Below are 26,549 nucleotides of genomic sequence, written 5' to 3'. Positions count from 1 at the left end.
GGATAATCGGCGAGCCTCCCCGGACCCGAGCCGTTAGATTGGCCGGGTGACTTCCCGGAAACCCCTCGCCGTCTGCGTGTTCTGCTCGTCCAGCGGCAAGATCGACCGTCGTTACGTCGACCTCGCCGCGGAGGCCGGCGCCGAGCTGGCCCGGCGCGGCCACAGCCTCGTCAGCGGCGGCGCCCAGGTCTCGTGCATGGGCGCCGTCGCCCGCGCCGCGCGGGCCGGCGGCGCCCGCACGGTCGGCGTGATCCCCGAGGGGCTGGTCAGCGTCGAGATCTCCGACGAGGACAACGACGAGCTGATCGTCACCCCGGACATGCGGGCCCGCAAGGGCGAGATGGACCGGCGCAGCGACGCGTTCCTCGTCCTGCCCGGCGGCATCGGCACGCTGGAGGAGCTGTTCGAGGTGTGGACGGCCCGCGTCCTGTCCATGCACGACAAGCCCATCGTCATCCTCGACCCGACCGGCGTCTACGAGCCGCTGCGCGAGCTGATGACGGGCCTCACCGAGCAGGGCTTCGCCCGCCCCAAGATCTGGGACGCCGTCGGCTGGACGAGCTCGGTCCCCGAGGCGTTCGACCTCCTGGAGCGGTCCCAGCCCCGGATCGAGTTCTCCCCCGAGGACTACGCCGAAGCCGAACTCTGACCGTCCCCCTTCCCGCCTGCTGGTCATTGTGGGGGGCGACCCCCACCCCCCCGAAGGGGACTGACCGTCGTCCTCCGCTCCGCTGGCGCTCCGCTCCGGGCGCCGGTCAGTCATGCTTCCGGCCCGGCATGTTCTCGTACATGTCGGTGAGCTTCTGCCGGAAGCCGCGGGCCGCGATGCCGAGCTTCTGCGGGTCCCTGAGGCCCGCCTTGACGGCCTTCTTGGCCTGGTCCTTCATGATGTGCGGCGGGATCGGGGCGATCTCGTTGTCGACCACGAACTCCAGGACGACGGGACGGTCGCTCGCCAGGGCCTCGCGCCAGGCGTCGGCGACCTTCCCGGGGTCGTCGCAGTAGACGCCCTTGAGCCCGCAGAGCTCGGCGTACTCGGAGTACGGGAAGTCGGGGATGCTCTGCGAGCCCTCGTACTTCGGGTCGCCGCCCATCGCGCGCTGCTCCCAGGTGACCTGGTTGAGGTCCTGGTTGTTGAACACGGCGAAGATCAGCGGCGCCGGGCCGGCCATCCGGTCGGCGTACCGCTTCACGGTCAGCATCTCGTTCATGCCGTTCATCTGGAACGCGCCGTCGCCCACGAAGCAGATCACCGGGCGGTCGGGGTAGGCGAACCGGGCCGCGATGGCGTACGGGACGCCGGGGCCCATCGTGGCGAGGGTGCCCGACAGGGAGGCCCTCATCCCGTCGCGGAGCTTGATGTGGCGGGCCCACCAGTTGGTGGCCGAGCCGGAGTCGGCGGTGAGGATCGCGCCGTCCGGCAGCAGCGGCGACAGCTCGTGCGCGACGGCCTGCGGGTTGACCTTCCCCTCGAAGCTCTGCCCCGCCCGCTTCTCCATGACCGTGTTCCAGGCGCGGACGTTCTCCTCGATCTCCTCGCGCCAGGAGCGGTCCTCCTTGCGGCGCAGCAGCGGGATCAGCTCCCGCAGCGTCTCCTTGGCGTCCCCGACGACGTGCGCGTCCATCGGGTAGCGGATGCCGATCATGCTCCCGTCGATGTCGATCTCGACGCCCCTGCAACTGCCCTCGTCCGGCAGCCACTCGGCGTACGGGAAGCTCGTGCCGATCATGAACAGCACGTCGCAGTTCATCATCATCTCGTCGCTGGCCTTGGAGCCGAGCAGGCCGATGGGGCCGGTGACGAACGGCAGGTCGTCCGGGACCACCTCGCGGCCGAGCAGCGCCTTGGCGATGCCCGCGCCGAGCAGCTCGGCCGTCTCGATCACCTCGGCCTCGGCGCCGGCGGCGCCCTGGCCGATCAGCATCGCGACCTTCGCGCCCTCGTTGAGGACGCCGGCGGCCTTGCGCAGCTCCTCGGGGTCGGGCAGGACGCGGGGCCTGCTCCAGCCCACGCTGGAGTACACCGAGCCGTGCTCCTTGGGCGGCGACGGCACCGCGCCGGCCTCCTGAACGTCCTCGGGGATGATGATCGTCGAGACGCCGCGGGTGGTCAGGGCCGTCTTGAACGCCCGGTCGATGACGTGCCGCATCTGGCCGGGATGCATGACGATCTGGCAGAACTCCGAGACGTCGGAGAACAGGTTCTCCAGGTTGACCTCCTGCTGGTAGTGCGCGCCCTGCGCCAGGCGCTTCTGCTGCCCGACGATCGCCACGACCGGCTGGTGGTCGAGCTTCGCGTCGTACAGGCCGTTCAGCAGGTGGATCGCGCCCGGCCCGGACGTCGCCGCGCAGACGCCGACCTCGCCGGTGAACTTCGCGTGCCCGCAGGCCATGAACGCGGCCATCTCCTCGTGCCGCGTCTGGATGAACTCCGGCTCGCCCTCCGCGCGGTCGAACGCGCCGAGCAGCCCGTTGATGCCGTCGCCCGGGTAGCCGTAGACGCGCTTCACGCCCCACTCGGTCAGCCGCTGGAGGACGTAGTCGGCCACTTGCTGCGCCATCGCTCTCTCCTTCGTCGTCGGTCGTGCGTCATCGCCGCAGGAGCCGCGCCGCGCCCGCGGCGGCGCCCGCGGCGGCGCCGGCCGTCGCGGCGCCCACCAGGTACTTGTGGCGCCCCGCCCACATCTGCGGGCTCCGCGCGTGCGCCTGCTCGTCGAACCGCCCGTGGCTGCCGTGGTCGCGGCCCGGGGTCCCGTCCGCCGGCTCCCACAGGTTCGCCGGCTGGTCCGGACGCGTGCGCTTCTCGGTCTGCTGGGACTTGAAGCCCGTCCGGGCCAGGTAGCGGTCCAGCAGCCCCGTGGCGAACTTGTCGGCGAGGATCGTGCCGACCGTGCTGCCCCCGACCCAGTACTCCCGGCGCCGGGGATGCTCGGCGGCGTAGACGAGCGCGTCCGCCGCGATCTCCGGCTGGTAGATGGGCGGGACGGGCTGCGGGCGGCGCGGCATCCGGTTCAGCACCCAGTCGAACTGGGGCGTGTTGACCGCGGGCATCTGCACCATCGTGAGCTTCACGCCGCTGCGCTCGTGCATCAGCTCCGCCCGCAGCGAGTCGTGCAGCCCCTGGACGGCGTGCTTGGAGCCGCAGTACGCGCTCTGGAGGGGGATGCCCCGGTAGGCCAGCGCCGACCCGCACTGGACGATCACACCGCGGTCGCGCGGCATCATCCGCCGCAACGCGGCCCGGGTTCCGTTGGCGTAGCCGAGGTAGGTGACCTCGGTGGTGCGCCTGAACTCCTCCGGCTCGATCTCCCAGAACGGCGCGAACACCGAGGAGAACGCCACGTTGACCCACACGGCGATCGGCCCGAGCTCCCTCTCGGCGCGCTCGGCCGCCTCGTCCACCGCGCCGGGGTCGGCCACGTCAACGCTGATCGGCAGCGCGCGCCCGCCGGCGGCCTCGACGTCGGCGGCGGCCCCCTCCAGCCCCTCGTCCCCGCGGGCCAGGAGGGCGACCCGGGCGCCGCGGCGCGCGAACGCCTCGGCGGCGGCGCGCCCGATGCCGCCGGAGGCTCCCGTCACCACGACGACCGTGCCCTTATCGATCTTGTAGTTCATGCTCATTCCCCATGACGGCGATGCTGGATCCGGCACAGGGACCCACTGCCCGAGCCGGGGGCCCTGTAACAAAGGGCCCGCCCGGACGCCTCGCGGGGCTCGGATACGGTCGTGCTGTGCGTATTCGTGACCTTGCCGTAATCGAAGGAGAACGATGAGCGTCGACGTCCCCGCCTCGCGGGAGCTCGCCGGGATCGCCGAACTCGCCGCCCGCGCCACCGGGGACCGTCTGCGGACGGCGTTCCGGTCGCGTCCCGAGGTCGATCTCAAGCGCGACATCCACGACCCGGTCACCGAGCACGACCGGGCGGCGGAGGAGACGATCCGCCAGGTGCTCGCCGAGCACACCCCCGGCAGCGTCGTCGTCGGCGAGGAGGGCGGCGTGGGCGGCGGCGACGGCGACCTGCGCTGGTTCGTCGACCCCATCGACGGAACGGCCAACTTCGCCGTCGGCCTGCCGTTCTTCTGCGTGTCCATCGGCGCGGCCCTGGGCGGCGAGCTGGTGGCCGGCGTCGTCTACGACCCGGTGCGCGACGACATGTTCACCGCCACGCTCGACGGCGCGACCTGCAACGGCGAACCGATCCGCAGCCGCGGCGCGACCCGCGACGACACCGCCGTCGTCGCCACGTCCTACCCGAGCGCCTACGACCTCAGCCTCGGGCGCGAGGAGGCGCTACGGCGCTACGGCCGGATGGTCGACGCGTTCGCCACCGTCCGCCGCCCGGGCAGCGCCGCCCTCACCCTCGCCCACGTCGCCGCCGGATGGACGGACGCCGCCTACGACTCGTCCATCAACGCGTGGGACATCGCCGCCGGACTTCTGCTGGTCAGGCAGGCGGGCGGAACGTACGTGCCGCTCGGCGGCGAGCCCGGCGGCGACGACTGGGAGGCCCCCGGCTACCTGGCGTGCGTGGCCGGCTTCGACCTCGCCGGGTCCGTCATCGCCGAGGTCGCGGACTACAAGGGCGCGGGGGCCTGAGGACCCGCCCGCGAGCGCGCCCCGTGGTGGTTTGACAGCCCTTCGTGATCTTGACCAGACTCGGCGGCGCCGGCGGCGCGACCCGGCGCCGCGCGCTCGCGGACAGGAACGGTGAACGATGATCGATGCGCTGGTGGGACGGGGGACCCGGTGACTCCGGCCGGGTCCCGGGCGGAGCGGATCGCGGGGCTGCCGGAGGTGCGGGCGGTGCGTCCGGGTGCGGTGGCGGAGGCGGCTCGGGGGCGGGTGAGGCGTGCGTCGTTGCTGGGTGGTTCGGGTCGGTTGATGTTGGTGGCGGCTGATCATCCGGCTCGGGGTGCGCTGGCGGCGGGGGGTGATCCGCTGGCGATGGCCGATCGGGGGGAGTTGCTGGATCGGTTGTGCACGGCGTTGGAGCGTCCGGGTGTGGACGGGGTGCTGGGGACGCCGGATGTGATCGAGGATCTGCTGTTGCTGGGCGTGCTGGACGGCAAGGTCGTGGTCGGTTCGATGAACCGGGGCGGGCTGGCGGGGGCGTCGTTCGAGATCGATGATCGTTTCACCGCGTACGGGGCGGGTGCGATCGCGGCGTCGGGGTTGGACGGCGGGAAGATGCTGTTGCGGGTGGATGACGCCGATCCGGCGACGGTGCGCACGTTGGAGGCGTGTGCGGGTGCGGTGTCCGAGCTCGCGGGGCGGGGGTTGATGGCGATGGTGGAGCCGTTCGTCTCGCGGCGGGTGCAGGGGCGGGTGCGCAACGATCTGTCGCCGGAGGCGATGACGCGTGCGGTCTCGATCGCGTCGGGGTTGGGGGAGACGTCGGCGTACACGTGGTTGAAGGTGCCGGTGGTGGCGGAGATGGAGCGGGTGATGGCGGCGTCGACGCTGCCGGCCCTGCTGCTGGGCGGGGAGGTGGCCGCCGACCAGGGCGCCGCGCGTGAGGGGTGGCGGCGGGCGCTGCGGCTGCCGACCGTGCGGGGTCTGGTGGTGGGCCGGTCCCTGCTGTATCCGCCGGACGGCGACGTCGCCGGGGCCGTCGACGCCGCGGTGGACCTCCTCTGAGGCGGCGCTCCGCAAGCCCGCGGGCACTCCCGGTCAGTGCGGACCAACGTTGTCCTGGGGTTTCTCCTCCCGGCCAGTGATCGTTCATACCCGGTTCAGGGACGGCGACCAGGCTCCCGCGTGATCCCCTTACGTGAAGGAGTGCCCATGTCCGTGACCCGTCGCGGAGTCGTCAAGGGCGGCGCGGCCGGCGCGCTGTCCATCGCCCTCGCCGGAAGCCTGGACGGAATCTTCCAGACGTCCGCAGGCGCCGATACCGGGGAGGCGTACGGCTACGGCCCGCTGGTCCCCGACCCCAAGGGCGTCCTGGACCTGCCCAAGGGCTTCTCCTACAAGACGCTGTCGGTGGAAGGCGAACCCATCTCCGAGGGCGTCGTCGTCCCCGGGCACCACGACGGGATGGCCACGTTCTCCGGCAGCCGCCACGGCCGCACCCGGCTGGTGCGCAACCACGAGCAGAGCAACAACGGCACCCGCGCCGTGGGCCGTCCCGAGCTGACCTACGACCCGGCCGCCAACGGCGGCACCACCACGCTGGAGGTCGACAGCCAGGGCGACCTGCTGTCGCAGTACGTCAGCCTCGCCGGGACGTCCACCAACTGCGCGGGCGGGCGGACCCCGTGGGGGACGTGGCTGACCTGCGAGGAGACCGAGGGCTTCACGGGCCAGACCAAGAGCCACGGGTGGGTGTTCGAGGTCGACCCGACCGGCCGCAGGACCGAGCCCGTCCCGCTCACCGGGCTCGGCCGGTTCGCGCACGAGGCGGTCGCCGTCGACCCGCACACGCTCACCGCGTACCTGACCGAGGACGCCTCCAAGCCGTTCGGCCTGTTCTACCGGTTCCGGCCCCGCGCCCACCGCGGCGGCTACCACGCCTACATGTCGGGCGGGAGGCTGGAGGCGCTGAACGTCCCCGGCGTCCCGGACCTGTCGGCCGTCCAGGAGCCCGGGACGCGCCTGCGCGCCGGATGGGTGGAGGTGCCCGACCCGTCGGCGAAGCAGACGTCCGTCCGCAAGCAGTTCGACACGATCACGCGGAGCCAGAAGCTCGAAGGCGCCTGGTGGGGCCACGGCAAGGCCTACTTCGTGTGCAGCTACTCCCGGAAGTCCGACGGCGGCGCCGCCGACCACGCCGGGCAGGTCTGGACCTACGACCCGCACCGGAACGAGATCGAGCTGCAGCTCGTCTTCAAGCCGGGCGGGCGCTTCGACGGCCCCGACAACATCACCGTGTCCCCGTACGGCGGCGGAGTGATCCTCGCCGAGGACGGCGACGGCGAGCAGTACCTCGTCGGCACCACCCGCCGGAACGAGCCGTTCGCGATGGCCCGCAACGCCCTCAACGACAGCGAGTTCACCGGCGTGACGTTCTCCCCGGACGGGCGGATCCTGTTCGCCAACCGCCAGTCCGACCCGGGAGCCACCTTCGCGATCACCGGGCCCTGGCACCGCCTGCGCGGCTGAGGACCACCGGCACGGCGTCCCCGGACGGGGCGAGCCGCTCGACACGGCTCGCCGGGGGCGCCGTGCCGCGTCCGCGACCCGCCGGAAACCTGCGCACCCGGTGGAAGGACCCCGCGCTCTTGCATCCCCATGTCCCCGATCGTGGCACGATCGGGGACGGGGGATCGTCTTCCCGATGGGGTCCCGTCAGATCGGAGCGTGATCGTGGTCGTGGTTCTCGTCCTGGCCGGCGTGGCCGTGCTGGGCGCCGTCGTCGTCCTCGCCATGGGCCGGGGCGGCGGGCTGGCCGAGGCCCATCCCGACTATCCGCCGGTCAGCGTCGACGCCGAGGGGCGGCCCGTCATCGGCTGGGAAGGCTCCCACCTCCGGTTCCCCCGGACTCTGTGGGGGTACCAGCCGCACGTGACCGAGGACGCGTTCCACCGCCTCACCGAGGCCCTGCACGAGCGCGACGTCCGCGTGGCGGACCTGGAGCGGCAGCTCGACGACGTCCGCGAGCGCGCCGGCGACGACGAACCGGCCGGCCCGGTCGGGGCCCTGCACGGCATCGAGGAGCCCGGCGCCCGGGTGGCGCTCGGCAAGGAGTCCTTCGAGGCGGACGCGGAGGAGAGCCGGTGAGCGCGGTCGCGGTCCACGCGGAGGCGGTCTCGGCGGCCCCGCCCGAGCGGCTCTTCGACGTCCTCACCGACTGGCCGCGGCACGCCGAGTGGATGCCGTTCACCCGCGCGGAGGGCGGCGACCAGGTCGGCGACGAGCTGCGGGCGTGGACCGGCGTCGGCCCGGTCGGCTTCCTCGACACCATGGTGATCACCGACTGGCGGGCCGGCCGCCGCGTCGCGGTCCGGCACACCGGCCGCGTGGTGCGCGGCGAGGCGTTCTTCAAGGTCGTCCCGGAGGGCTCGGGCAGCCGCGTCATCTGGGCCGAGCGCGTCGACCTGCCGCTGGGCCCCCTCGGCCGCGCCGCCTGGCTGGTCGCGGGGCCGGTCGTGAAGGCGTTCATGAGGCTCGGGCTGCGCCGCCTCGCCGTTCTGTCGCAGCCATGAGGTAGAACGGGCGCGTGAGCACCGCGATTATGGGCGAGGACGGGCTGGCGCGCTGCCCCTGGGGGCTGTCGGCGCCCGATTACGTCGCCTACCACGACGACGAATGGGGCCGTCCGGTCCGCGACGACCAGGGCCTCTACGAGCGGCTGTGCCTGGAGGCGTTCCAGTCGGGCCTGTCGTGGCTGACGATCCTGCGCAAGCGCGAGGGCTTCCGCGCCGCGTTCCACGGCTTCGACCCCGAGAAGGTCGCCGCGTTCGGGCCGGACGACGTCGAGCGCCTGATGGCCGACGCCTCCATCGTCCGCAACCGCGCCAAGATCGAGGCCACGATCGCCAACGCCCGCGCGGCCCTCGACCTCCCCGGCGGCCTCGCCGCCACCGCCTGGCGTTACGCCGACCCCGACTCCCCGTCCTATACCGACATGTCCGAGGTTCCCGCCTACACCGACGCGTCGAAGGCCCTCGCCAAGGAGCTGAAGAAGCACGGCTTCCGCTTCGTCGGCCCCACCACCGCCTACGCCCTCATGCAGGCCTGCGGCCTGGTCGACGACCACCTCACCGGTTGCCACCGCCACGGCGGTGCTTAACGCGTGGAGGCGATGGCCACTGCCCGCCTTGCCGGGAGGGCCGAGACGGCGAAGGTGACGGCGGCGGCGCCGGTGATCACTGCGGCGTAGAGCCACCAGGGGGCGTTCGGGGTGAGGAACGAGCTGCCCGTGGCGAGGTGCAGCAGGGTCGCCGTGCCGAGCGCCGTGCCGAGGCCGAGGAGGCTGCCGAGCAGGACGACCGTCGCGGCCTCCCAGCGGACGATCGAGCGGATCTGCGCCGCCGTCGCGCCGACGGCGCCGAGCAGGCCGAACTCGCGGGTCCGCTCGCCGACGCTCATCGACACCGTGGTCGCCATCCCGAACAGGGCGAGGACGAGCGCCATGCCGATGAACCCGTAGATGACGCTCATGCCCTTGGTCATCGCGTCGGACGCCGCCTTCACGTAGCCGGCCCGGTCGACCACCTTGAGGCCCGGCGCGTCCGCGAACGCGCGGGACAGGTCCCGCTCGGCGCCGCCGCTGACGAGCACGACCTGCGCGGCCGCGGTGGGGTCGAGCCGGTCCATCGTGGCCTCCGAGACCAGCGCCTGGTCGGCGAATAGGTGGGACGGGTCGTGGTAGGCGGCGGCGACGGTGAGCGCGACCCTGCCGCGGGCGCCGCGCACCACGATCCGCTGCCCCTTCTTGATCTTCTGGCCCTTCATGATCGTGGACGTGAGGGCGATCTGGCCGTCCCCGAGGCGCGGGAGGCGCCCGCCGAGCCTCAGCACCGCCGGCAGGACGTTCTGGTCGGCGCCCGTGACGGCGAGGTAGACGGGCTCCGGGGCCTCCTCGGGCGACGGCCTCCGCGGCGGGGGAGAGACGAGCTTGACCTCCGACGCCGTGAGCGCCGCGGCGGCGGACACGCCGGGCACGGCGGCGGCCTTCCGGGCGGCGTCGCGGGGGAGGGGCGCCTGCCCGTTCGAGGTCATCCCGGTCGCGGTGATCGCGTGGTCGGCCCGCATCACCTCCCGGCCGGCCTCGTCGAACCGCGCGCCCACCGACAGGACGATCAGCGCCGTCGAGGCGACGAGCGCGACGCCGAGCATGAGGGAGGACGCCGCCGACGACACGCGGCGCGGGCTGCGGGTGATGGTGGCGCGGGCGAGCCGCCCGGCCTCGCCGCTCACGGCCGTCCCGACGCGGCCGACGAGGCCGCCGAGGGGGCCGACGAAGAACGGGGCCAGGACGGCGAGCGCCGCCACGGTCGTCATGCAGCCCATGAGGGTCATCACGCTGGTGCCGGCGGTGCGTTCGGGGCCGGGCGGCTCCTCGTAGCGGATGCCGAAGACGCCCCCGAAGAAGATCCAGGCGCAGGCGAACACCGCCAGCGCGCCGAGGAGGCGCGGCCAGCGGCGGCCCGCCGTCTCGGTGCTCGCGGCGCGCAGCGCCTGCATCGGGGAGATCTTCGCGGCGCGGCGCGCGGCGCGCCGGGCCGCGAGCTGCGTGACGAGGATCCCCGCCGCGGCGGGGACCGCGAGCGCGATCCAGCCGTACTGCGCGTCGGCGGCGGAGATGTCGAAGCCGTCCTCGGCGAACAGGTGCGTGAGCAGGGCCGACACCGGGTAGCCGAGCGCCACGCCGCCGACGGAGGCGACGGCGCCGAGGGCGAGGGCCTCGAACCGGATCAGCCGCCTGATCTGCCGGGGCGTCGCGCCGATCGCGCTGAGCAGCGCGAGCCGCTTGGTTCGCTGCCGGACGAGCGTGCCGAACGTGTTGGCGACGACGAACAGCCCCACGAAGACCGCGACGGACGAGAGCATGCCGATGGCGCCGCCGATCGACGCGCCGGCGCCCTCCAGGTCGGCCGACTGGGCGCGCCGGACCTGCGCCGCCGTGCGGACGGTGACGTCCTTGCCGAGGTCGCGGGCGAGGGCGGCGCGGAGTCCCGACGCCGGCCCGCCCGACGCCCTGACCCAGACGCTCTGCCACGTCCCCGCCGGAAGGCCCGCCGCCTGCGCGACGGTCGCGGGGGGCGCCAGCACCAGGTCGCCGCTCGCGACGGAGCTGTGCCCCTGCACGGTGACGACGCCGACGATCCTCATGTCACGGCTCTGCTTCGGCAGCAGCACCTTCAGGGTGCCGCCGACGCCGAGCCCGCCCGCGCGGGCGATGTGCCGGGTGACGGCGACCTCGCCGTCGGCGGCGGGCGCGCGGCCCGACTCCAGGCGGTAGGGGTTGAGGCGGCCGTCGGAGGTCCACGGCCGCAGCGACGTCCCCGCCCCCGCGGGCGGCAGGATCGGCTCGCCGTCCGCGCCGCTCGCGGTCACCGGGACCGTCGCGTCGCCCGCGACCGCCGCCACGCCGGGACGTCCCGCCACGGCGGCGAGCGCGACCCGGCCGTCCGGCGGCGAGTAGGGGTCGTCGGGGTCGGCCGAGCCGCCCTGGACGAGCACGTCCGCGCGGGAGTACTCGCTGGCGTCGCTGCCCGACACCGCCTCCTGCGCCCGCATCGTGAACTGCAGGGAGCCCGCGATCAGCCCGATGGAGAACACCGCCGCCAGCAGCGTGGCGGCCAGCCGCGTCCAGCTTTCGGCGAAGGAGCGGCGCGCGATCAGCCACATGACCGTCAGCCCTCCATCCGGCGCATCACGGCGTGGACGCCGTCGACCGTCGGCGCGGGAAGCTCGTGCACGATCATCCCGTCGGCCAGGAACAGCACCCGGTCGGCGTGCGCGGCGGCCGCCGGATCGTGCGTCACCATGATCACCGTCTGCCGGTAGGCGTCCACCGCGCGGCGCAGGAAGCCCAGCACCTCCGCCCCCGACCGGGAGTCGAGGTTGCCGGTGGGCTCGTCGGCGAACAGCACCTCGGGCCGGGTCAGCAGCGCCCGCGCGACCGCGACGCGCTGCTGCTGCCCGCCCGACAGCTCGCTCGGCCGGTGCGCCAGCCGCTCCCGGAGCCCGAGCGAGTCCACGATCGTGTCGAACCACTCCCGGTCGGCGCGCCGGTTCCCGAGGCGCCCGGTCAGGCGGATGTTCTCCTCCGCCGTCAGCATCGGCAGCAGGTTGAACGACTGGAACACGAACCCGAGCCGGTCGCGGCGCAGCTTGGTCAGCCGGGTCCGCGACAGCCGGGTGATGTCCACGTCCCCGATCATGATCGAGCCGGAGGTCACGGTGTCGAGCCCGGCCAGGCAGTGCAGGAACGTCGACTTGCCCGAGCCGGACGGCCCCATGATCGCGGTGAACCGGCCCCGGGGGAAGGCCGCCGAGACGCCGCGGAGCGCGGTCACCTCGTTCTCGCCCGCCCCGTAGGTCCTGACGACGTCGCGGGCGACGGCGACATGGTCGTGGACCTGTCCGGCGAGGGATGCGGCGGCTGTCTGCGTCATGCCGTCCAGCAAACCGCCGGGCGCCCCCGGCCCACATTGACGCGGCCTCCCCACTTCTTACGGGGGAAGCCCCCACCCCCGCCCCCGGGAGAGCCCGAGGACTAGCGGCCTTCGAAGACGGGCTGCTGCTTCTTCAGGAACGCCTCGGTCGCGTTGTGGTGGTCGCTCGTCCTCTCGCACTCGTCCTGGAGCTCCGCCTCGCGTTCGAGCGCGGACGCCAGGTCGTGGGTCGCCGCGTGGTCGAGCGCCGCCTTGACCGCGCCGTAGGCGACCGTGGGACCGGACGCCAGGCGGCGCGCCAGCTCCACCGACGCCGGGGCCAGCTCGTCGGCCGGGACGACCCGCGTCACCAGCCCCAGCTCCAGGGCCTCCTGGGCCTTCACCGGCTCGCCCAGCAGCAGCAGTTCGGTGGCCTTGGCGCGGCCCACGAGGCGCTGGAGCGTCCACGACATGCCGCTGTCGGGAGCGAGGCCGATCCCGGTGAACGCGGTCGCGAACCGGGCCCTGTCGGACGCGACGACCAGGTCGCAAGCGAACGCCAGCGACGCTCCCGCGCCCGCCGCCACGCCGTTCACCGCCGCCACGACCGGCTTGCGCATGCCCGCGATCGCCAGCACGATCGGGTTGTAGTGCTTGCGGACGGTGTCGTCCAGCCCCCGGCCCGCGGCGAGGTTGTCGCCGTGCTCGCGCAGGTCCTGGCCCGCGCAGAACGCCCGCCCCGCGCCCGTCAGGACGACCGCGCGGACGGCCGGGTCGGCGGCGGCCCGCACCACCGCCGCGCGCAGGGCCTCCTTCATCTCGACGGTCAGCGAGTTCATCCCGTCGGGGCGGTTGAGTGTGATTGTCCCCACTGCGCCGGTCACGTCGTAGAGCACGGTCTCAGACATCGTCGTCCTCTCGGTCCTCGGTAGATCTTCCCAGGCCACCTTCGACGAACACCGGCGCCCTGGGCAAGGGCGGTCCCGCCCGGTGCGGCGGTCCGCGGGCGGGCGGAGCGGCCCTGCGGCCCCCGCCGATCCGGAGGCCCGGAGCGGTCCGCGACCTGCGTCCGCGTGCCCCGGCTGCCGATCTGGAGGCTGATCGTTACCACTTCGCGCCCGGAAGACGAGATAATGGACCACTACTGATGACGCGGATGCGACACGCGGCCACGCGGCCAGAGGTGTGCGAGGCCGCGGCCCTACTTAGGAAGGGGATGCACGCATGGCGGCGATGAAGCCGCGGACGGGAGACGGTCCGCTCGAAGTGACCAAGGAGGGACGCGGAATCGTCATGCGGGTCCCCCTCGAAGGCGGCGGCCGCCTCGTGGTCGAGCTCTCCGCCGACGAGGCCAAGGAGCTCGGCGAGGCCCTCAAGGACGTCGTGGGCTGACGGCCCGGCGTTCCCGGCCTTCTGGTGACGGTCCCGGCGTCGGCGCCGGGGCCCTTGCCATTTCCGTGACCATCCAGCGCGACGATCCAGCGCGACCAGGGGGGACCACCGCCATGCCCATCGAGACCCGCATCCACGGCGCCGGCGGCACCGTGTCGCAGACCGCGGTCGACCTCGGGGCCGAGGTGGTGGCGGTGCCCGTCCGGTCCGGCCCCGCCGCCCCGGCGGCGGAGGTGGCGGCCTCCCTCCCCTTCACGCTCGACGAGCTGCTCGCGCTGCACCAGGCCAAGGGCGAGCCCGGTGAGATCGTCGCCACGCAGGTCCGCGTCGGCGACCGGATACGGGAACTGCTCCTCTACGGCGTGGGCGAGGCCGCCCCGGCCGACCTGCGCAGGGCCGGAGCCGCGCTGGCCCGCCGCGGCAGGGGGCGCACGGCGCTCGTCGCGGGCGTCCCGGACGGCGACCTCGCCGCCTTCGTCGAGGGCGCGCTGCTCGCCTCCTACGAGTTCAGGATCGGCGCCGCCCCGCCGAAGAAGGCGCTCGGCACCCTCGCGGTGCTGACCGAGGCCGGCCCCGGGTCCGACGCCCCCGCGATCGAGCTCGGCACCGCGCGGGCGCGGGCCACCGCCCTCGCCCGCGACCTCGCCAACACCCCGTCCGGCGAGAAGGACCCGTCGTGGCTCGCCGCCCAGGCGGAGCGCGTCGCCGGCGAGTCCGGCCTGACCGTCCGCGTGCGGGGCGAGAAGGAGCTCGCGGACGAGGGGTTCGGCGGCCTGCTGGCCGTCGGCGGCGGCTCGGCCCGCCCGCCCCGGCTGATCGAGCTCGCCTACGACCCGGGAGACGCCGGCGGGTCCTCCCCGCGCCACGTCGTCCTCGTCGGCAAGGGCATCACGTTCGACAGCGGCGGCCTGTCGCTGAAGCCGAACGAGGGCATGAAGACGATGAAGACCGACATGGCGGGCGGCGCCGCCGTCATCGCCGTGATGAGCGCGCTCCGGGCCCTCGGCGTCCGCGCCCGCGTCACCGGTCTGGTCGCCGCGGCGGAGAACATGCCGTCCGGGTCGGCGATGCGCCCCGGCGACGTGATCACCCACTACGGCGGCACGACGTCGGAGGTGCTGAACACCGACGCCGAGGGACGGCTCGTCCTCGCCGACGCGCTCGCCTACGCCGACGCCCGGCTCGACCCCGACGCGGTGGTGGACGTCGCGACGCTGACCGGCGCGGCCAAGGTCGCGCTCGGCCTGAAGCACGCGGCCCTGTTCGCGAGCGACGACGCCCTCGCCGAGGAGCTCACCCGGGCCGGGGCGGCCGCCGGAGAGCCCGTGTGGCGGCTCCCGCTGGTGGAGGAGTACCGCACCGCGATCGACTCCGACGTCGCCGACGTCAACAACATCGGGCGCGGCGGCTACGGCGGAGGCTCGATCACGGCGGCGCTGTTCCTGCGCGAGTTCGCGGGCGAGCGGCCCTGGGCGCACCTCGACATCGCCGGGCCCGGCCGCTCCACCTCCGAGGACGCCGAGATCACCCGCGGCGCCACCGGCTACGGCGCCCGCCTCCTGCTGGACTGGCTCACGGCCTGACCGGGCCTCGCGGTCAGGCGCCGGTCACCTGCTCCGGCGGTCGATCACCGGGACGCGGCGGCGCCGCCTGGCCTGCTTGACGATCTCCGGAAGCGTCGCGTCCCAGCCCGGCTCGACCGCGAAGCACCACGGGACGGCCGCCGCCGTGGCGGGCACGTCCCGCATCGTCAGCGCCACCAGCGGCGCCCGCTCGGACGTGCGCGCCATCTCCGCCAGCTCCGGGGTCGGCAGGAAGACAAGGTAGTCCTGCTCGCCGCGGCGGGTGCCGCCGACGCCGCGCCGCAGCGCCGCGATCGCCGCGACGTCGTCCCAGGGCAGCGTCCGCCCGGACCGGCGCGGCAGCGGCCAGCGGGCGGGACGCCGCACCCCGCCGCCGTCGAGCTCCAGGACGGGCCGCCGCGACAGCATCGCCCCGGCCGACACCAGCAGGCCCGCCCCGAACAGGCCGAGCCCCGCCACCCCCAGCACCATGACCGCGACGCCGCCGACGGCCGCGCCGCGCATCGCGCCGCCCGCGACGAAGGCCGCCGACGCCAGGAAGAGGATCACGAACGCGGCGACCCGCCACATCCCGCGCCAGGTGATCCGCACCCGGACCGCGAACGCCTCCCCGGCGGCCCGGTCGCGCTCGACGTCCTCAGTCACGCCTGACGGCGCAGAGCAGGCCGTCGCCCACCGGCATCAGCAGCGGGACGAGCCGGTCGTCCTCGCGGATCATGCGGTGCACCTCGCGGATGGCCTCGGTGTCGGGGTCGCGCCGGTCGGGGTCGGCGACCCGGTCGTGCCAGAGCGCGTTGTCGAACGCGACGACGCCGCCCGGCCGCAGCAGCCGGAGCGCGTCCACCAGGTACTCGGGGTACTCGCGCTTCGCCGCGTCGCAGAACACCATGTCGTAGGCGCCGTCGGTGAGCCGCGGCAGCACCTCCAGCGCCGGGCCGATGATCATCCGGGTGCGGAAGCCGGACAGGCCCGCCTCCCGGTAGGCCTGCTTGGCCAGGCGCTGGTGCTCGGGCTCGATGTCGACGCTGGTCAGCACCGCGTCCTTCGGCATGCCGCGCATCAGGTAGACGCCGGACACGCCGCAGCCCGAACCGACCTCCACCACCGTCCGCGCGCCGATCAGCGTGGCGACGAAGCGCAGCGCGGCGCCCCCGGCCGGGCCGATCGGCGTCGCGCCGACCTCCTGGCCGCGCCGCCTGGCGTTCAGGAGCGGCTCGTCCTCGGGGAGGAAATCCTCCACATAGGCCCGGGTGGCCTCAATGGCGTCGATGGCTGCCTCCTCGTGGGACCCCCGCATGGCTCATGCTGGAAAGACCATATCGTTGCAGGGGAACCAACTGGCGTTTCAGTGCGTTGTTACCAACACAGGCAAGCACCGAGTCGGTATCAGAACCGCCCCAGCCCAGGCGAGACCGTGCCGTTCCAAGGCGAGACCTTGGCTCACGAGAGAGGAACAGCCCGGCACCATGGGAGTCGCAGCACTCAGTTTCAGAAGCGCTGTGGGGGTCGGCGCCAGGCAGGGTCTGGGAAACGCCGCTCGCACCCGAGAGAACGCACCCGAGGCAGAATGGGCGCCGCCGTCCTGGGACGAGGTCGTCCGTGAGCACTCCGCCCGCGTCTACCGGCTGGCCTACCGCCTGACCGGCAACCAGCACGACGCCGAGGACCTCACGCAGGAGGTCTTCGTCCGCGTGTTCCGCTCGCTGTCGAACTACACGCCGGGCACGTTCGAGGGCTGGCTGCACCGGATCACCACGAACCTGTTCCTCGACATGGCCCGGCGCCGCCAGCGCATCCGCTTCGAGGGTCTCGCCGACGACGCCGCGGAACGACTCCAGGGCCGCGAGCCGACCCCGGCGCAGGCGTTCGACGACAGCAACTTCGACGCCGACGTCCAGGCCGCGCTCGACGCGCTGGCCCCCGACTACCGCGCCGCCGTCGTGCTGTGCGACATCGAGGGCCTGTCCTACGAGGAGATCTCCGCGACCCTCGGCGTCAAGCTCGGCACCGTGCGCAGCCGCATCCACCGGGGGCGGGCGCAGCTGCGTTCGGCGCTGGAGCACCGCGCGCCCACCCGGCGCCGGCCCGGGACCAGGAACGACTACCAGGCCGCCGACGCGGCCTTCGAGGGCGAGCCCGGGGGAGTGCACGCGGCGGGCGGCGTCCGGCCGCTGCCGGAGGGCGTGTAAAGCTGTGCACCGCGCGCGGGGCGGGACCGCGCGCCTGACCGAACGGAATCGACGGAGGCGGCGTGAGTTGTCTGGGGGAGCGTCTGACCGCGCTGGTCGACGGTGAGCTGGGGGACGAGGAGCGCGAGCGCGCCCACGCCCATCTCGCGGGATGCGCCCGCTGCCGGGAGGAGGCCGACCAGCTGCGCAGGCTCAAGGGGAGGCTGCGGGGCCTTTCGGAGCTGCCGGCGACCGACGGCACCGACGACCTGCCGTCCCCCGACTTCCTGAGCCGACTGCGCACTCTGCCGGAAATGTCCGGTCTTCCCGGCGGTCCCGCGGCCCCTGAGGCACCCGTTCCCGGCCTGTCGCCGAAGTCTCCCGTGCCGCACCCGGGCTCGCACCCCCGGCACCCCTCCCGGCCGCTTCGATCATCGGCCCGTCCCGTCAGGCCGCCGCACGTCGCCCGCCCGCGCGACAACCGCCCGGCCGGGCACGCCGCCGCGATCCGCGTCCAGCCCCGGCGCCGCTACCTCGTGGTCGGCGCCGCCACCCTGTTCCTCGGCCTCGGCACCGCCTCCTACGTGGCGGGCGGCCGCCAGGACAGCCCCGCCGTGACGCCCGCCTTCGACCGGTTCGCGGTCGAGCACGCGCTCACGTCCGGCGACGCGCCGATGACCGACCCGCTCACCGACCCGGTCAACCAGATCCAGGTCTCCCCGAGCCCGTGAGGCGGGCGGCTCCGCCGGGCCGGCGCCGGCGCGGCGCCGTCCTGGCCGGCGGGCTCGCCGGCGCCCTCGCGCTGGCCGGGGCGCTCGCCGGCGACCCCGCCTCCGTCCGCCGCGCCCGCACCGACCCGGGCGCCCTCGCGCTGCTGCGCGCCGCCGCCGACGCCGCCCGCCGCGTCCCCTACGAGGGCCGGCGGTTCCTCACCACCCGCGGCGGCGGCCGGGCCGCCACCTCCCGCGTCGTCGTGTCGCACACGCCGGGCGCGGGCATCCGGTACCGGTCCGGGCCGAGCGGCGAGGGGTACCGGCCGGAGTCCTCCGCCGGGGACACCACCGGCTTCACGCCCGCGACGCTCGCGCTGCTGACCCGCAACTACGCGGTGGTGCGCGCCGCGGACGGGTCGGCCTGCGGCCGTCCCGCCCGCGTCGTCGAGGCGCGCCGCGCCGACGGCAGCCCCGCCGGGCGCTTCTGGATCGACCGGGACACCGGTCTGATGCTGCACCGCGAGCTGATCGACGCCACCGGCCGCCCCGTGATCGCCACCGGCTTCACCGAGATCAGCTTCACCCCGTCGCCCGTCGAGCCCTCCCCGCTCGGCCGCCCCCTCGGCGGGCCCTCCCGCTTCCCGGGGGCCACCGCGGGCGACGCCGAGGAGTCCGCCGGCGCCCGCACCGCGGGCGCGTGGGGCGAGCGGCTGGACCGCGCCGGCCTCGCCGGGCTGCGCGGGCGCGGCTGGCCCGTCCCGAAGGAGCTGCCGGGACGGCTCGCCCTCTACGAGGCCCGCCGCGAGCACGGCGGCGGCGCCCTGCACCTCAGCTACTCCGACGGCCTCGCCGCCGTGTCGGTGTTCGTGCAGCGCGGCGCCCTCGACGAGCGCGGCATGGCCGGGTGGCAGCGGACCGTCCGCCGGGGCCGGACGGTGTACCGCCGCGAGTCCCTGAGGCGCTGGGCGGTGTCCGGGGGGAACGGCTACGTCTACACCGTCGTGACGGACGCTCCGCAGAGCACGGCCACGGCGGTGGCGCTGAACATGCCGCGCGGCTCCGTGCCGTTCCGGACGCGCCTCTCCCGCGGCGCCCGGCGCCTGGCATCGGCGGTGAATCCGTTCGATTGACCCGAGTTATGGGTATTGGCGGCGAGTCTTATGCTCGCCACATGCCCCGCGGGGCAGCATGTGCACCGATAACGAGGACCATGCTCGGTAGGAGAGATGGGGATGACGGAAGACAACCGCGGCCCGGTGAGGGCGCCGTCGGAGGGCGACGACGTCGCCCCCGGGCAGGAGCCTGAGCGGCAGGAGGCGGCGGCTCCTCCCGAGACGGTGACCGACCAGGGGATCCCCGGGGAGCAGCCGGCGGACGAGCCCGAGGCCGACGACCCCGAGCCCGCACCCGCCCGCGGCGAGGCCGCCGCGAGCGGCGACGGGCGCGACTCCGGCGAGGAGGGCGACCGTCTGGTGGCCGGGGGGTTCGCGCCCCCCGACTCGCTCGGCGGCCCGCCCGACACCAGCGAGGACGTGCTCTCCGGGGCCGCCGCGGACATGCCGCAGGAGGTGCCGCTGCAGGACGCCCCTCCGCGCGACATGCCGCAGCCCCCGCCGCCCGTCGCGCTCGACAAGCCCCCCGTGGAGGCGCCCGACGACCGGATGCGGCCCGGGTTCGTGCCGCACAACCAGGACCCGAGGGCCGCGCAGGGCGGCCCGTACGGGGGCTGGCCGCAGCAGTCCCACCAGGGCCCGCCGCCGCCCGCCCCCGGCCGCCCGCCGATGGGCCCGCCGCCCGCGCCGCCCGGCCCGCCGCCGCCCGGCGGCCCGGGCCCCCGCCCGATGGCGGGGTACGGGATGCCGCCCGGCGGCACCGGGCCCAACTGGGCTCCCGTCCCCGCGCCCCCGTCGTCGTCGCGCGGCGGGCCGGGCCTCGGGCTCCTCGCCGTCGTCGCGCTGATCGTCGCGCTGGTGGCCGGGGCCGTCGGCGCCGGGATCGGCGTGATCGCCACCGGCGGGTCCGACGACCCCGGCTCGGTGAGCCTCGGCGGCAGCGACAGCAACGACACCAAGGTGCAGAACCGTCCGCCGGACTCGGTCGCGGGCGTCGCGCAGCGGGTGCTGCCGAGCGTCGTGATGATCCGCGTGCAGTCGTCGCAGGGAGAGATCGGCGGCACCGGCTTCATCGTCAACGGCGGCTACGTCATCACCAACAACCACGTCGCCTCCGGCGGAGGCGGCGGGGGCGGCCAGATCCAGATCGTCTTCAACGACAAGAAGACGCTGCCCGCCACGATCAAGGGCGCCGACCCGAGCTCGGACGTCGCGGTGCTCAAGCCCGAGGGCCAGCACTCGCTGCCCCCGCTGCCGGTCGGCGACTCCAGCGCCATCGCCGTCGGCGACCCGGTGATCGCGATCGGCTCGCCGCTCGGCCTGCAGGGCTCGGTCACCACCGGCATCGTCAGCTCGCTGAACCGGGCCGTGCCCACGCGGGGCGAGGGGGGCGGCGGCGACGCGTCCTACCTGAACGCCATCCAGACCGACGCCGCGATCAACCCGGGCAACTCGGGCGGGCCGCTGGTGGACGCGAAGGGCCGCGTGATCGGCATCAACACCGCGATCGCGACGCTCGGCGGCCAGTCCCTCGGCGGCGAGCAGCAGAGCGGCAGCATCGGCCTCGGCTTCGCGATCCCGATCAACCAGGGCAAGCGGATCGCCGAGGAGATCATCCGGACGGGCGTCGTCAAGCAGGCCAAGCTCGGCGTGCTGCCCGACCCCCGCTACCAGGAGGGCGGCGCCCGGATCATGCAGCAGCCGGTCAACGGGCAGGACCCGGTGACCAAGGGCGGCCCGGCGGACAAGGCGGGCCTCAAGCCCGGCGACGTGATCACCAAGGTCGACGACAAGCCGATCGAGGACGCCACCGACCTGATCGCGCAGATCCGCAGCCGGGCGCCGGGCGACCGCGTCACCCTCACCTACCAGCGGGGCGGCAAGGAGGCCACCGCGCAGGTGACCCTGGCCTCCGACTAGGGCACCGATGTTCAAGTCCGGTTCATCCGGGCTGGGGATACGCTGGGGGGACCGGCCCGTCTCTGGGCCGGTCCCCTTCGGGTCGTGTGCAGGCGGTCGCGCCGCGGCCTGCCGTGTGTGTGGAGGACGGGTTGTTCGACGTCGGACTCGGTGAGATGGCGGTGCTCGTCGTCCTCGCCCTGGTCATCTTCGGCGACAAGCTGCCGCAGGTCGCCGGGCAGGCCGGCCGGATGCTGCGGCAGTTCCGCGAGATGGCCAACAGCGCCAAGGCCGACCTTCAGGAGGGCCTCGGCCCCGAGTTCAAGGACTTCGACCTCAACGACCTCAACCCGAAGACGTTCGTCCGCAAGCACCTGTTCGAGGACGACGACACGTACCTGAAGAACGACACGGGCGTCTTCGACGACGAGCCCTCGTACGCGACGGCGACCGCGAGCCTCGACCCGAGCGAGAAGCCGCCCTTCGACAACGAGGCGACCTGACCCCGCGAGGCGCCGCCCCCCGGGGCCGCGGCGTCCGCGCGGGCCCGGCCCGGCGGCGGGCGCCCGCCCGGGGAGGCCCCGGGCGGGCGGCGGTCAGCGGCCCTTGGGGCTGATGCCGAGGGCCATGCCGGCGAGGCCGCGGCTGCGGCCGGCGAGCTTGTCGGCGATCGTGCGCAGCTCCTTGGCCGCCCCGGCGTCGGGGTCGGAGAGCACCAGCGGGACGCCGTTGTCGCCGCCCTCGCGCAGGCGCGGGTCGATCTGCACCTGGCCGAGCATGGGGACGCGGGTCCCGAGCGTCTTCGTCAGCGCGTCCGCGACCGTCTGGCCGCCGCCCTCGCCGAAGATGTGCTGCTGCTCACCGCAGTGCGGGCACGACAGGTAGGACATGTTCTCGATCACACCGACGACCTGCTGGTGGGTCTGCGCGGCGATCGCGCCCGCCCGCTCGGCCACCTCGGCGGCGGCCTGCTGCGGGGTGGTGACGACGAGGATCTCCGCGGACGGCAGCAGCTGCGCGACGGAGATCGCGATGTCGCCGGTGCCGGGCGGCAGGTCCATCAGCAGGATGTCGAGGTCGCCCCAGTACACGTCCGCGAGGAACTGCTGGAGCGCGCGGTGGAGCATCGGCCCGCGCCACACGACCGGCTGGTTCCCGGCGGTGAACATGCCGACGGAGATCACCTTCACGTCGTGCGCGGTCGGCGGCATGATCATGTCTTCGACCTTGGTGGGCGGGGCGTCCACGCCCAGCATCCGCGGCACCGAGTGGCCGTAGATGTCGGCGTCCACGACGCCGACCTTGCGGCCCTGCGCGGCCAGCGCGGCGGCGAGGTTCACCGTCACCGACGACTTGCCGACGCCGCCCTTGCCGCTCGCCACCGCGTACACCTTGGTCAGCGAGTTCGGCCGGGCGAACGGGATCTCCTTGGCGGGCTGCCCGCCGCGCAGCTTGGTCTGCAGGTCCTTGCGCTGCTCCTCGCTCATCACGTCGAGGTCGACGACCACCGAGGACACGCCGTCGAGCTTGGACACGGCCTCCGTGACGTTCCTGGTGATGGTGTCCTTCATCGGACACCCGGCCACGGTCAGGTAGACGCCGACGCGGACGGCGCCGTCCGCGTCGATGTCGATGCTCTTGACCATGTCGAGCTCGGTGATGGGCTTGCGGATCTCGGGATCGAGCACCGTGGCGAGAGCCGCGTTCACCCGCTCGTTCGTCAGAAGGGAGGCCATACGTCCATGGTATGAACCCGACGCGCCAACCTGCTAATCAGGGTGTCGGTCCTCACACGCGGCGTGCACCCGGCCTGCGCGTCCGTCGCGCGGAAGGCACGCCCGTCCTACCATCGGTCCGTGACCACCGACCTCGCCTCGGCCGCCGCCGAGCTGATCGTGTGGCGGACCATGCTGCGCGCCCAGGCGCAGATCTCCCGCCGGCTGCAGGCCGACCTGACGGCCCGCCACGACCTCGCGCTCGGGGCCTACGAGGTCCTCGTGCACCTCGGCGAGGCGCCGGACGGGCGGCTGCGGATGAACGACCTCGCCGACCGCGTGCTGCTGTCGCGCAGCGGCCTGACGCGGCTGGTCGACCGGCTCCAGCGGGACGGGCTGGTGGCCAGGCAGTCCTGCCCGAGCGACGCGCGCGGCCTGTTCGCCGTCCTGACCGCCGAGGGCCGGGCCCGGCTCGCCGAGGCCGCGCCCACCTACCGGCAGGGCGTCCGCGACCACATCCTGAGCCGGCTGGACGAGCCCGACCTGCGCGCCCTCGGCCACCTCCTCGACAGGCTCGCCGACGAGGGGGCCTAGGGGACGGGCTTCTTGGCGTCCATCTCCCTGAGCATCTGCTGGAGCTCCGAGCGCAGGAAGTCGCGGGTGGCGACCTCGCTCATCGCGACCCGCAGCCCCGCGATCTCGCGCGTGAGGTACTCGGTGTCGGCGATGCTGCGCTCGTTGCGCGACCGGTCCTGCTCGTACTGGACGCGGTCCCGGTCGTCCTGCCTGTTCTGGGCGAGCAGGATCAGCGGCGCCGCGTAGGACGCCTGGAGCGACAGGATCAGCGTCAGGAAGATGAAGGGGTACGGGTCCCACCTCAACCACGACGGCACGAGGAGGTTCCACCCGATCCACACGGTGACGAACACCGTCATGTACACGAGGAACCGGGCCGTCCCCAGGAACCGCGCGATCCGCTCCGACAGCCGCCCGAACGACTCGGGATCGTAGGAGGGGCGCGGCAGCAGCGTCCGGCGGAGCTCCCTCGGCTGGTCCAGGCGCGAGGCCATCTGGCGTGTCGTCGTCATGTCGTCCCCCGGAGAGCCTCTTCCTCGGGATCGGCGGTCTCCTCGGCGGTCGCCTCCATCGCGGCCTCCCGCCAGTCCTCGGGCAGCAGATGGTCGAGGACGTCGTCGATCGTCACCGAGCCCAGCAGGTGCCCGTTCTCGTCCACGACCGCGCCCGCGACCAGGTTGTAGGTGGCCAGGAACATCGCGACGGCCTCCAGCGACATGGTGGGGCGCAGCGGGTCGAGCTCGGTGTCGACGATCCCGCTGACCAGCGTCGGCGGCGGCTCGCGCAGCAGCTTCTGGAAGTGCACCGTGCCGAGGTAGCGGCCGGTCGGCGTCGCGGTCGGGGCCCGGCACACGTACACCTGGGCGGCCAGCGCCGGGTTCAGGTCGGGACGGCGGATCAGCGCGAGCGCCTCGGCGACCGTGGCGTCCGGCGGGACGATGACCGGATCGGTCGTCATCAGGCCGCCCGCGGACTGGTCGGGGTAGGTGAGCAGCCGCCGGACGGGGGCCGCGTCGCGCGGCTCCATCAGCGTCAGGAGCTGCTCGCGCTGCTCGGTCGGCAGGTCGCCGAGCAGGTCGGCGGCGTCGTCGGGGCCCATCGCCTCCAGGACGTCGGCGGCGCGGTCCACGCCGAGCTTGCCGAGGATCTCGATCTGGTCGTCCTCGGGCAGCTCCTCCAGGACGTCGGCGAGCCGCTCGTCGTCCAGCGCGACGGCGACCTCGGTGCGCCGCTTCTCCGGCAGCTCGTGCACGATCGTGGCGAGGTCGGCGGGCTTCATCCGCTCGAACGCGGCGATCAGCCCGGCCGCGCCCTGCCCGTGCTCGACGGCGGAGAACCCCTCCACGGCGTCCCAGCTCACGACCATGCTCTCGCCCCGCTTGCGCAGGCCCCGGCCCGTCCGGCGGCGGACGGCGACCTTGGTGACGAGCCAGTCGCGGGTGCGGGTCGGCTCCATCGCCACGTCCACGACGAAGGCGGCCTCGCCGGAGTCGCGGAACCGGACGGTCCGGTCCAGCATCTCGGCGATCACCAGCGTCTCCGACTCGCGCTTCTGGAAGCGGCGCATGTTCAGCCGCCCGTCGAAGACGACGGCGTCCGCCTCGATCACGGTGACCCGCGTGATCGGCAGGAACACCGCGCGGCGCGAGGCGACCTCCACCACCAGCCCGAGCGCCCGCGGCGGGCGCGGCGCGAGACGCAGCGCGACCACGACGTCGCGGACCCGGCCGACCTGGTCCCCGGCCGGGTCGAACACCGCGACGCCCGCGAGGCGGGCGATGAACACCCGCGACGGAGGTCCGCTCATGGCCTGGACACTACCCGTGATCTCCCGACTGATCCGGACGGGTATGTCACATCCGGCCGTCACCCCCCGTCTGGGGGGCGAAAGGGACGTGAAAGGGTGGGGGACCGTGAGCGACGCCTTCGCAGAGCCGTTCGAGCAGTACCGCAACCTGCTGTTCGCGGTGGCCTACCGGATGCTCGGCACGGCGGCCGACGCCGAGGACGCCGTCCAGGACGCCTGGCTGCGCTGGTCGGCGGGCGACCGCTCCGGCGTGGCCGACCCCAAGGCCTACCTCGTGCGGATCACCACCAACGTCGCGCTGGACCGGCTGCGCTCCGCGCGGGCCCGGCGCGAGACCTACGTCGGGCCGTGGCTGCCCGAGCCGATGCTGACCACCCCGGACGTCGCCGAGGACGCCGAGATGTCGGAGTCGGTGTCGATGGCCATGCTCGTCGTCCTGGAGACGCTGAGCCCCCTCGAACGCGCCGTGTTCGTGCTGAAGGAGGTCTTCGGCTACCCGTTCGCCGAGATCGCCAAGGCGCTGGACCGGTCCGAGGCGTCGGTCCGCCAGCTCGGCACCCGCGCCCGCAAGCACGTGGAGGCGCGGCGCCCCCGCTTCGAGGCCCGCGGCGCCGAGCGGCGCGCCGCCACCGAGCGGTTCTTCGAGGCGGTGCTCGGCGGCGACGTCAACCGGCTCATGGAGGTCCTCGCGCCCGACGTCGCGCTGTGGTCCGACGGCGGCGGCAAGGTCCGGGCGCCCCTCCGGGCGATCATCGGCGCGGAGAAGGTGGCCCGCTTCTTCGTCGCCATCGGCGGGCAGCCCTACCAGGGCGTCGACCCGGCGGACATGCGCATCCGGCCCGTGGAGCTCAACGGCGGCCCGGCGGTCATCGTGGACGGCCCGGACGGGCCGATCAGCGCCGTCACCGCCGACGTCGGCGCGGACGGACGGGTCAAGGCCATCCACCTGGTGGCCAACCCCGACAAGCTGCGCGCCCTCGCGGAAGGGCGCCGCCTGCCGATGTGAGGGCCCGCCGTGGGGCCCGCGCGGCGGCTAGCGGTCGGCGCGCCGGCGTTTGCGGCCGTACAGGCGCGGCGGCGTTCCGGCGGTCGTCGCGGGCGTCGGCACCGGCCGGACGGTCGCGTACTCCCCGCCCGCCTCGACGACCTCCTCGGCCGGGGTGAGCCGGACGATCCACGACTCCTCGGCCCACGCCTCCACCTGGCCCTCGTGGGTCAGGGCGTTCAGCCGCTCCTTGGCGAGGACGGGCGCGACCTCGTCCCACAGCGGTGAACCGGGCTCGACCTGCTCGGCGTCGGCGACGAACGTCAGGAGCCGCCCGCCCTTGTCCTTGCTGCGCAGGATCACCGTCACCTGCGCGGCCTCCGGCAGGCCCGGCAGCGGCTGCTCGCCCTCCCCGCCGGTCAGCACGTACGCCGACCCCTCGTGCCACACGTGCCAGGCGGCGCGCGGCTGGGGCAGGCCGGGCAGGTCCAGCCACAGCAGCCCCGACTTCTTGGCCGCCTCCTCCAGCAGTGCCCTGTTCAGACCCATGCCCC

Annotated in this window: 27 protein-coding genes; 16 read left to right on the top strand and 11 right to left on the bottom strand. The window is 74.0% G+C overall.

The window, feature by feature from the left end:
- The first annotated feature begins 46 nt into the window (after window positions 1-46).
- Window positions 47-649 (top strand): TIGR00730 family Rossman fold protein, encoded by a 603-nt coding sequence (locus AB0C87_RS01760; RefSeq protein ID WP_345180012.1) that lies wholly within the window; start codon window positions 47-49, stop codon window positions 647-649.
- A gap of 106 nt (window positions 650-755) precedes the next feature.
- Here the strand turns inward: AB0C87_RS01760 and AB0C87_RS01755 are convergent, their stop codons facing one another.
- Together AB0C87_RS01755 and AB0C87_RS01750 are read right to left on the bottom strand one after the other, a co-directional pair.
- Window positions 756-2,561 (bottom strand): thiamine pyrophosphate-requiring protein, encoded by a 1,806-nt coding sequence (locus AB0C87_RS01755; RefSeq protein ID WP_360576026.1) that lies wholly within the window; start codon window positions 2,559-2,561, stop codon window positions 756-758.
- A 28-nt stretch (window positions 2,562-2,589) separates the two neighbouring features.
- Window positions 2,590-3,615, bottom strand: coding sequence for an SDR family oxidoreductase (locus AB0C87_RS01750; RefSeq protein ID WP_360576024.1), 1,026 nt, complete (start codon window positions 3,613-3,615; stop codon window positions 2,590-2,592).
- A gap of 154 nt (window positions 3,616-3,769) precedes the next feature.
- Between AB0C87_RS01750 and AB0C87_RS01745 the strand changes: the two genes are divergently transcribed.
- From AB0C87_RS01745 to AB0C87_RS01720, 6 genes are all read left to right on the top strand, one after another.
- Window positions 3,770-4,597 (top strand): inositol monophosphatase family protein, encoded by an 828-nt coding sequence (locus AB0C87_RS01745; RefSeq protein ID WP_345180017.1) that lies wholly within the window; start codon window positions 3,770-3,772, stop codon window positions 4,595-4,597.
- A gap of 180 nt (window positions 4,598-4,777) precedes the next feature.
- Window positions 4,778-5,638, top strand: coding sequence for an aldolase (locus AB0C87_RS01740; RefSeq protein WP_345180045.1), 861 nt, complete (start codon window positions 4,778-4,780; stop codon window positions 5,636-5,638).
- Between the two features lie 147 nt (window positions 5,639-5,785).
- Complete coding sequence (locus AB0C87_RS01735; protein WP_353835344.1) at window positions 5,786-7,102, top strand: alkaline phosphatase PhoX; 1,317 nt, start codon at window positions 5,786-5,788, stop codon at window positions 7,100-7,102.
- A 198-nt stretch (window positions 7,103-7,300) separates the two neighbouring features.
- Window positions 7,301-7,720: a hypothetical protein gene (locus AB0C87_RS01730; RefSeq protein WP_353835345.1), complete on the top strand. Its 420-nt coding sequence runs from the start codon at window positions 7,301-7,303 to the stop codon at window positions 7,718-7,720.
- The gene (locus AB0C87_RS01725; RefSeq protein WP_345180021.1) at window positions 7,717-8,145 is read left to right on the top strand and encodes an SRPBCC family protein; all 429 of its coding nucleotides are present in this window, start codon (window positions 7,717-7,719) and stop codon (window positions 8,143-8,145) included. Before AB0C87_RS01730 ends, AB0C87_RS01725 begins: the two co-directional genes overlap by 4 nt.
- 14 nt (window positions 8,146-8,159) lie before the next feature.
- Window positions 8,160-8,732, top strand: coding sequence for a DNA-3-methyladenine glycosylase I (locus AB0C87_RS01720; protein ID WP_360576021.1), 573 nt, complete (start codon window positions 8,160-8,162; stop codon window positions 8,730-8,732).
- Here AB0C87_RS01720 and AB0C87_RS01715 read toward each other — a convergent pair.
- The 3 genes from AB0C87_RS01715 to AB0C87_RS01705 all read right to left on the bottom strand — a co-directional run bounded on the left by AB0C87_RS01715 (window position 8,729) and on the right by AB0C87_RS01705 (window position 12,953).
- On the bottom strand, window positions 8,729-11,296 hold the full coding sequence (locus AB0C87_RS01715) for an FtsX-like permease family protein (RefSeq protein WP_360576019.1): 2,568 nt from the start codon (window positions 11,294-11,296) through the stop codon (window positions 8,729-8,731). The two genes, AB0C87_RS01720 and AB0C87_RS01715, sit on opposite strands and share 4 nt — an antisense overlap.
- Window positions 11,297-11,301: 5 nt before the next feature.
- Complete coding sequence (locus AB0C87_RS01710) at window positions 11,302-12,066, bottom strand: ABC transporter ATP-binding protein (protein ID WP_360353855.1); 765 nt, start codon at window positions 12,064-12,066, stop codon at window positions 11,302-11,304.
- A gap of 101 nt (window positions 12,067-12,167) precedes the next feature.
- A complete protein-coding gene (locus tag AB0C87_RS01705) occupies window positions 12,168-12,953 on the bottom strand; it encodes an enoyl-CoA hydratase-related protein (RefSeq protein ID WP_345180027.1) in 786 nt (261 codons plus the stop codon).
- A gap of 316 nt (window positions 12,954-13,269) precedes the next feature.
- Here AB0C87_RS01705 and AB0C87_RS01700 point away from each other — a divergent pair, with 316 nt between their 5' ends.
- The gene (locus AB0C87_RS01700; RefSeq protein ID WP_083980698.1) at window positions 13,270-13,437 is read left to right on the top strand and encodes a DUF3117 domain-containing protein; all 168 of its coding nucleotides are present in this window, start codon (window positions 13,270-13,272) and stop codon (window positions 13,435-13,437) included.
- Between the two features lie 113 nt (window positions 13,438-13,550).
- The gene (locus AB0C87_RS01695; protein WP_353835349.1) at window positions 13,551-15,020 is read left to right on the top strand and encodes a leucyl aminopeptidase; all 1,470 of its coding nucleotides are present in this window, start codon (window positions 13,551-13,553) and stop codon (window positions 15,018-15,020) included.
- 24 nt (window positions 15,021-15,044) lie between these two features.
- Here AB0C87_RS01695 and AB0C87_RS01690 read toward each other — a convergent pair whose 3' ends face one another.
- Window positions 15,045-15,665, bottom strand: a complete 621-nt coding sequence (locus AB0C87_RS01690; protein WP_345180030.1) for a hypothetical protein — start codon at window positions 15,663-15,665, stop codon at window positions 15,045-15,047.
- Entirely contained in the window at window positions 15,658-16,317 is a 660-nt protein-coding gene (locus AB0C87_RS01685) for an O-methyltransferase (RefSeq protein ID WP_345180031.1), read from the bottom strand. The genes AB0C87_RS01690 and AB0C87_RS01685 overlap by 8 nt, the downstream gene beginning before the upstream one ends.
- A 169-nt stretch (window positions 16,318-16,486) precedes the next feature.
- On the opposite strand from AB0C87_RS01685, the gene sigE reads away from it, so the two are divergent.
- The 5 genes from sigE (at window position 16,487) to AB0C87_RS01660 (ending at window position 21,415) form a co-directional block, all read left to right on the top strand.
- Window positions 16,487-17,209 carry an RNA polymerase sigma factor SigE gene (gene sigE, locus AB0C87_RS01680; protein ID WP_345180033.1) on the top strand — a complete coding sequence of 241 codons (723 nt, stop codon included), beginning with the start codon at window positions 16,487-16,489 and terminating at the stop codon, window positions 17,207-17,209.
- Window positions 17,210-17,271: 62 nt separating this feature from the next.
- The gene (locus AB0C87_RS01675) at window positions 17,272-17,919 is read left to right on the top strand and encodes a zf-HC2 domain-containing protein (RefSeq protein ID WP_360576017.1); all 648 of its coding nucleotides are present in this window, start codon (window positions 17,272-17,274) and stop codon (window positions 17,917-17,919) included.
- On the top strand, window positions 17,916-19,031 hold the full coding sequence (locus AB0C87_RS01670; RefSeq protein WP_360576015.1) for a MucB/RseB C-terminal domain-containing protein: 1,116 nt from the start codon (window positions 17,916-17,918) through the stop codon (window positions 19,029-19,031). The genes AB0C87_RS01675 and AB0C87_RS01670 overlap by 4 nt, the downstream gene beginning before the upstream one ends.
- 102 nt (window positions 19,032-19,133) lie before the next feature.
- The gene (locus AB0C87_RS01665; RefSeq protein ID WP_353835936.1) at window positions 19,134-20,933 is read left to right on the top strand and encodes a trypsin-like peptidase domain-containing protein; all 1,800 of its coding nucleotides are present in this window, start codon (window positions 19,134-19,136) and stop codon (window positions 20,931-20,933) included.
- 131 nt (window positions 20,934-21,064) lie between these two features.
- On the top strand, window positions 21,065-21,415 hold the full coding sequence (locus AB0C87_RS01660; protein WP_345187832.1) for a sec-independent translocase: 351 nt from the start codon (window positions 21,065-21,067) through the stop codon (window positions 21,413-21,415).
- Window positions 21,416-21,508: 93 nt separating this feature from the next.
- Here AB0C87_RS01660 and AB0C87_RS01655 read toward each other — a convergent pair whose 3' ends face one another.
- Window positions 21,509-22,648, bottom strand: coding sequence for an Mrp/NBP35 family ATP-binding protein (locus AB0C87_RS01655; protein WP_345186622.1), 1,140 nt, complete (start codon window positions 22,646-22,648; stop codon window positions 21,509-21,511).
- A gap of 120 nt (window positions 22,649-22,768) precedes the next feature.
- On the opposite strand from AB0C87_RS01655, the gene AB0C87_RS01650 reads away from it, so the two are divergent.
- A complete protein-coding gene (locus AB0C87_RS01650) occupies window positions 22,769-23,221 on the top strand; it encodes a MarR family transcriptional regulator (RefSeq protein WP_353834238.1) in 453 nt (150 codons plus the stop codon).
- Here the strand turns inward: AB0C87_RS01650 and AB0C87_RS01645 are convergent.
- Both AB0C87_RS01645 and AB0C87_RS01640 read right to left on the bottom strand, forming a co-directional pair.
- Window positions 23,218-23,715, bottom strand: coding sequence for a DUF1003 domain-containing protein (locus AB0C87_RS01645; RefSeq protein ID WP_353834239.1), 498 nt, complete (start codon window positions 23,713-23,715; stop codon window positions 23,218-23,220). The genes AB0C87_RS01650 and AB0C87_RS01645 overlap by 4 nt on opposite strands.
- The gene (locus AB0C87_RS01640) at window positions 23,712-25,010 is read right to left on the bottom strand and encodes a CBS domain-containing protein (protein WP_345186629.1); all 1,299 of its coding nucleotides are present in this window, start codon (window positions 25,008-25,010) and stop codon (window positions 23,712-23,714) included. Before AB0C87_RS01640 ends, AB0C87_RS01645 begins: the two co-directional genes overlap by 4 nt.
- A 106-nt stretch (window positions 25,011-25,116) precedes the next feature.
- Between AB0C87_RS01640 and AB0C87_RS01635 the strand changes: the two genes are divergently transcribed.
- Window positions 25,117-26,016 (top strand): RNA polymerase sigma-70 factor, encoded by a 900-nt coding sequence (locus AB0C87_RS01635; protein WP_345186631.1) that lies wholly within the window; start codon window positions 25,117-25,119, stop codon window positions 26,014-26,016.
- A gap of 27 nt (window positions 26,017-26,043) precedes the next feature.
- Here the strand turns inward: AB0C87_RS01635 and AB0C87_RS01630 are convergent, their stop codons facing one another.
- Window positions 26,044-26,544 carry a hypothetical protein gene (locus tag AB0C87_RS01630; RefSeq protein WP_360576012.1) on the bottom strand — a complete coding sequence of 167 codons (501 nt, stop codon included), beginning with the start codon at window positions 26,542-26,544 and terminating at the stop codon, window positions 26,044-26,046.
- Window positions 26,545-26,549 lie beyond the last annotated feature (5 nt).

This window comes from Actinomadura sp. NPDC048021 (assembly GCF_040653135.1).
Classification (GTDB): domain Bacteria; phylum Actinomycetota; class Actinomycetes; order Streptosporangiales; family Streptosporangiaceae; genus Spirillospora; species Spirillospora verrucosospora.
This window is presented reverse-complemented; position numbering and strand designations above follow the sequence as displayed.

Coding starts and splice junctions, on each gene's coding strand:
- AB0C87_RS01755 (WP_360576026.1), bottom strand. CDS start 2,561: ATGGCGCAGCAAGTGGCCGACTACGTCCTCCAGCGGCTGACCGAGTGG.
- AB0C87_RS01750 (WP_360576024.1), bottom strand. CDS start 3,615: ATGAACTACAAGATCGATAAGGGCACGGTCGTCGTGGTGACGGGAGCC.
- AB0C87_RS01745 (WP_345180017.1), top strand. CDS start 3,770: ATGAGCGTCGACGTCCCCGCCTCGCGGGAGCTCGCCGGGATCGCCGAA.
- AB0C87_RS01735 (WP_353835344.1), top strand. CDS start 5,786: ATGTCCGTGACCCGTCGCGGAGTCGTCAAGGGCGGCGCGGCCGGCGCG.
- AB0C87_RS01715 (WP_360576019.1), bottom strand. CDS start 11,296: ATGTGGCTGATCGCGCGCCGCTCCTTCGCCGAAAGCTGGACGCGGCTG.
- AB0C87_RS01710 (WP_360353855.1), bottom strand. CDS start 12,066: ATGACGCAGACAGCCGCCGCATCCCTCGCCGGACAGGTCCACGACCAT.
- AB0C87_RS01705 (WP_345180027.1), bottom strand. CDS start 12,953: ATGTCTGAGACCGTGCTCTACGACGTGACCGGCGCAGTGGGGACAATC.
- AB0C87_RS01700 (WP_083980698.1), top strand. CDS start 13,270: ATGGCGGCGATGAAGCCGCGGACGGGAGACGGTCCGCTCGAAGTGACC.
- AB0C87_RS01695 (WP_353835349.1), top strand. CDS start 13,551: ATGCCCATCGAGACCCGCATCCACGGCGCCGGCGGCACCGTGTCGCAG.
- AB0C87_RS01685 (WP_345180031.1), bottom strand. CDS start 16,317: ATGCGGGGGTCCCACGAGGAGGCAGCCATCGACGCCATTGAGGCCACC.
- sigE (WP_345180033.1), top strand. CDS start 16,487: ATGGGAGTCGCAGCACTCAGTTTCAGAAGCGCTGTGGGGGTCGGCGCC.
- AB0C87_RS01665 (WP_353835936.1), top strand. CDS start 19,134: ATGACGGAAGACAACCGCGGCCCGGTGAGGGCGCCGTCGGAGGGCGAC.
- AB0C87_RS01655 (WP_345186622.1), bottom strand. CDS start 22,648: ATGGCCTCCCTTCTGACGAACGAGCGGGTGAACGCGGCTCTCGCCACG.
- AB0C87_RS01645 (WP_353834239.1), bottom strand. CDS start 23,715: ATGACGACGACACGCCAGATGGCCTCGCGCCTGGACCAGCCGAGGGAG.
- AB0C87_RS01640 (WP_345186629.1), bottom strand. CDS start 25,010: ATGAGCGGACCTCCGTCGCGGGTGTTCATCGCCCGCCTCGCGGGCGTC.
- AB0C87_RS01630 (WP_360576012.1), bottom strand. CDS start 26,544: ATGGGTCTGAACAGGGCACTGCTGGAGGAGGCGGCCAAGAAGTCGGGG.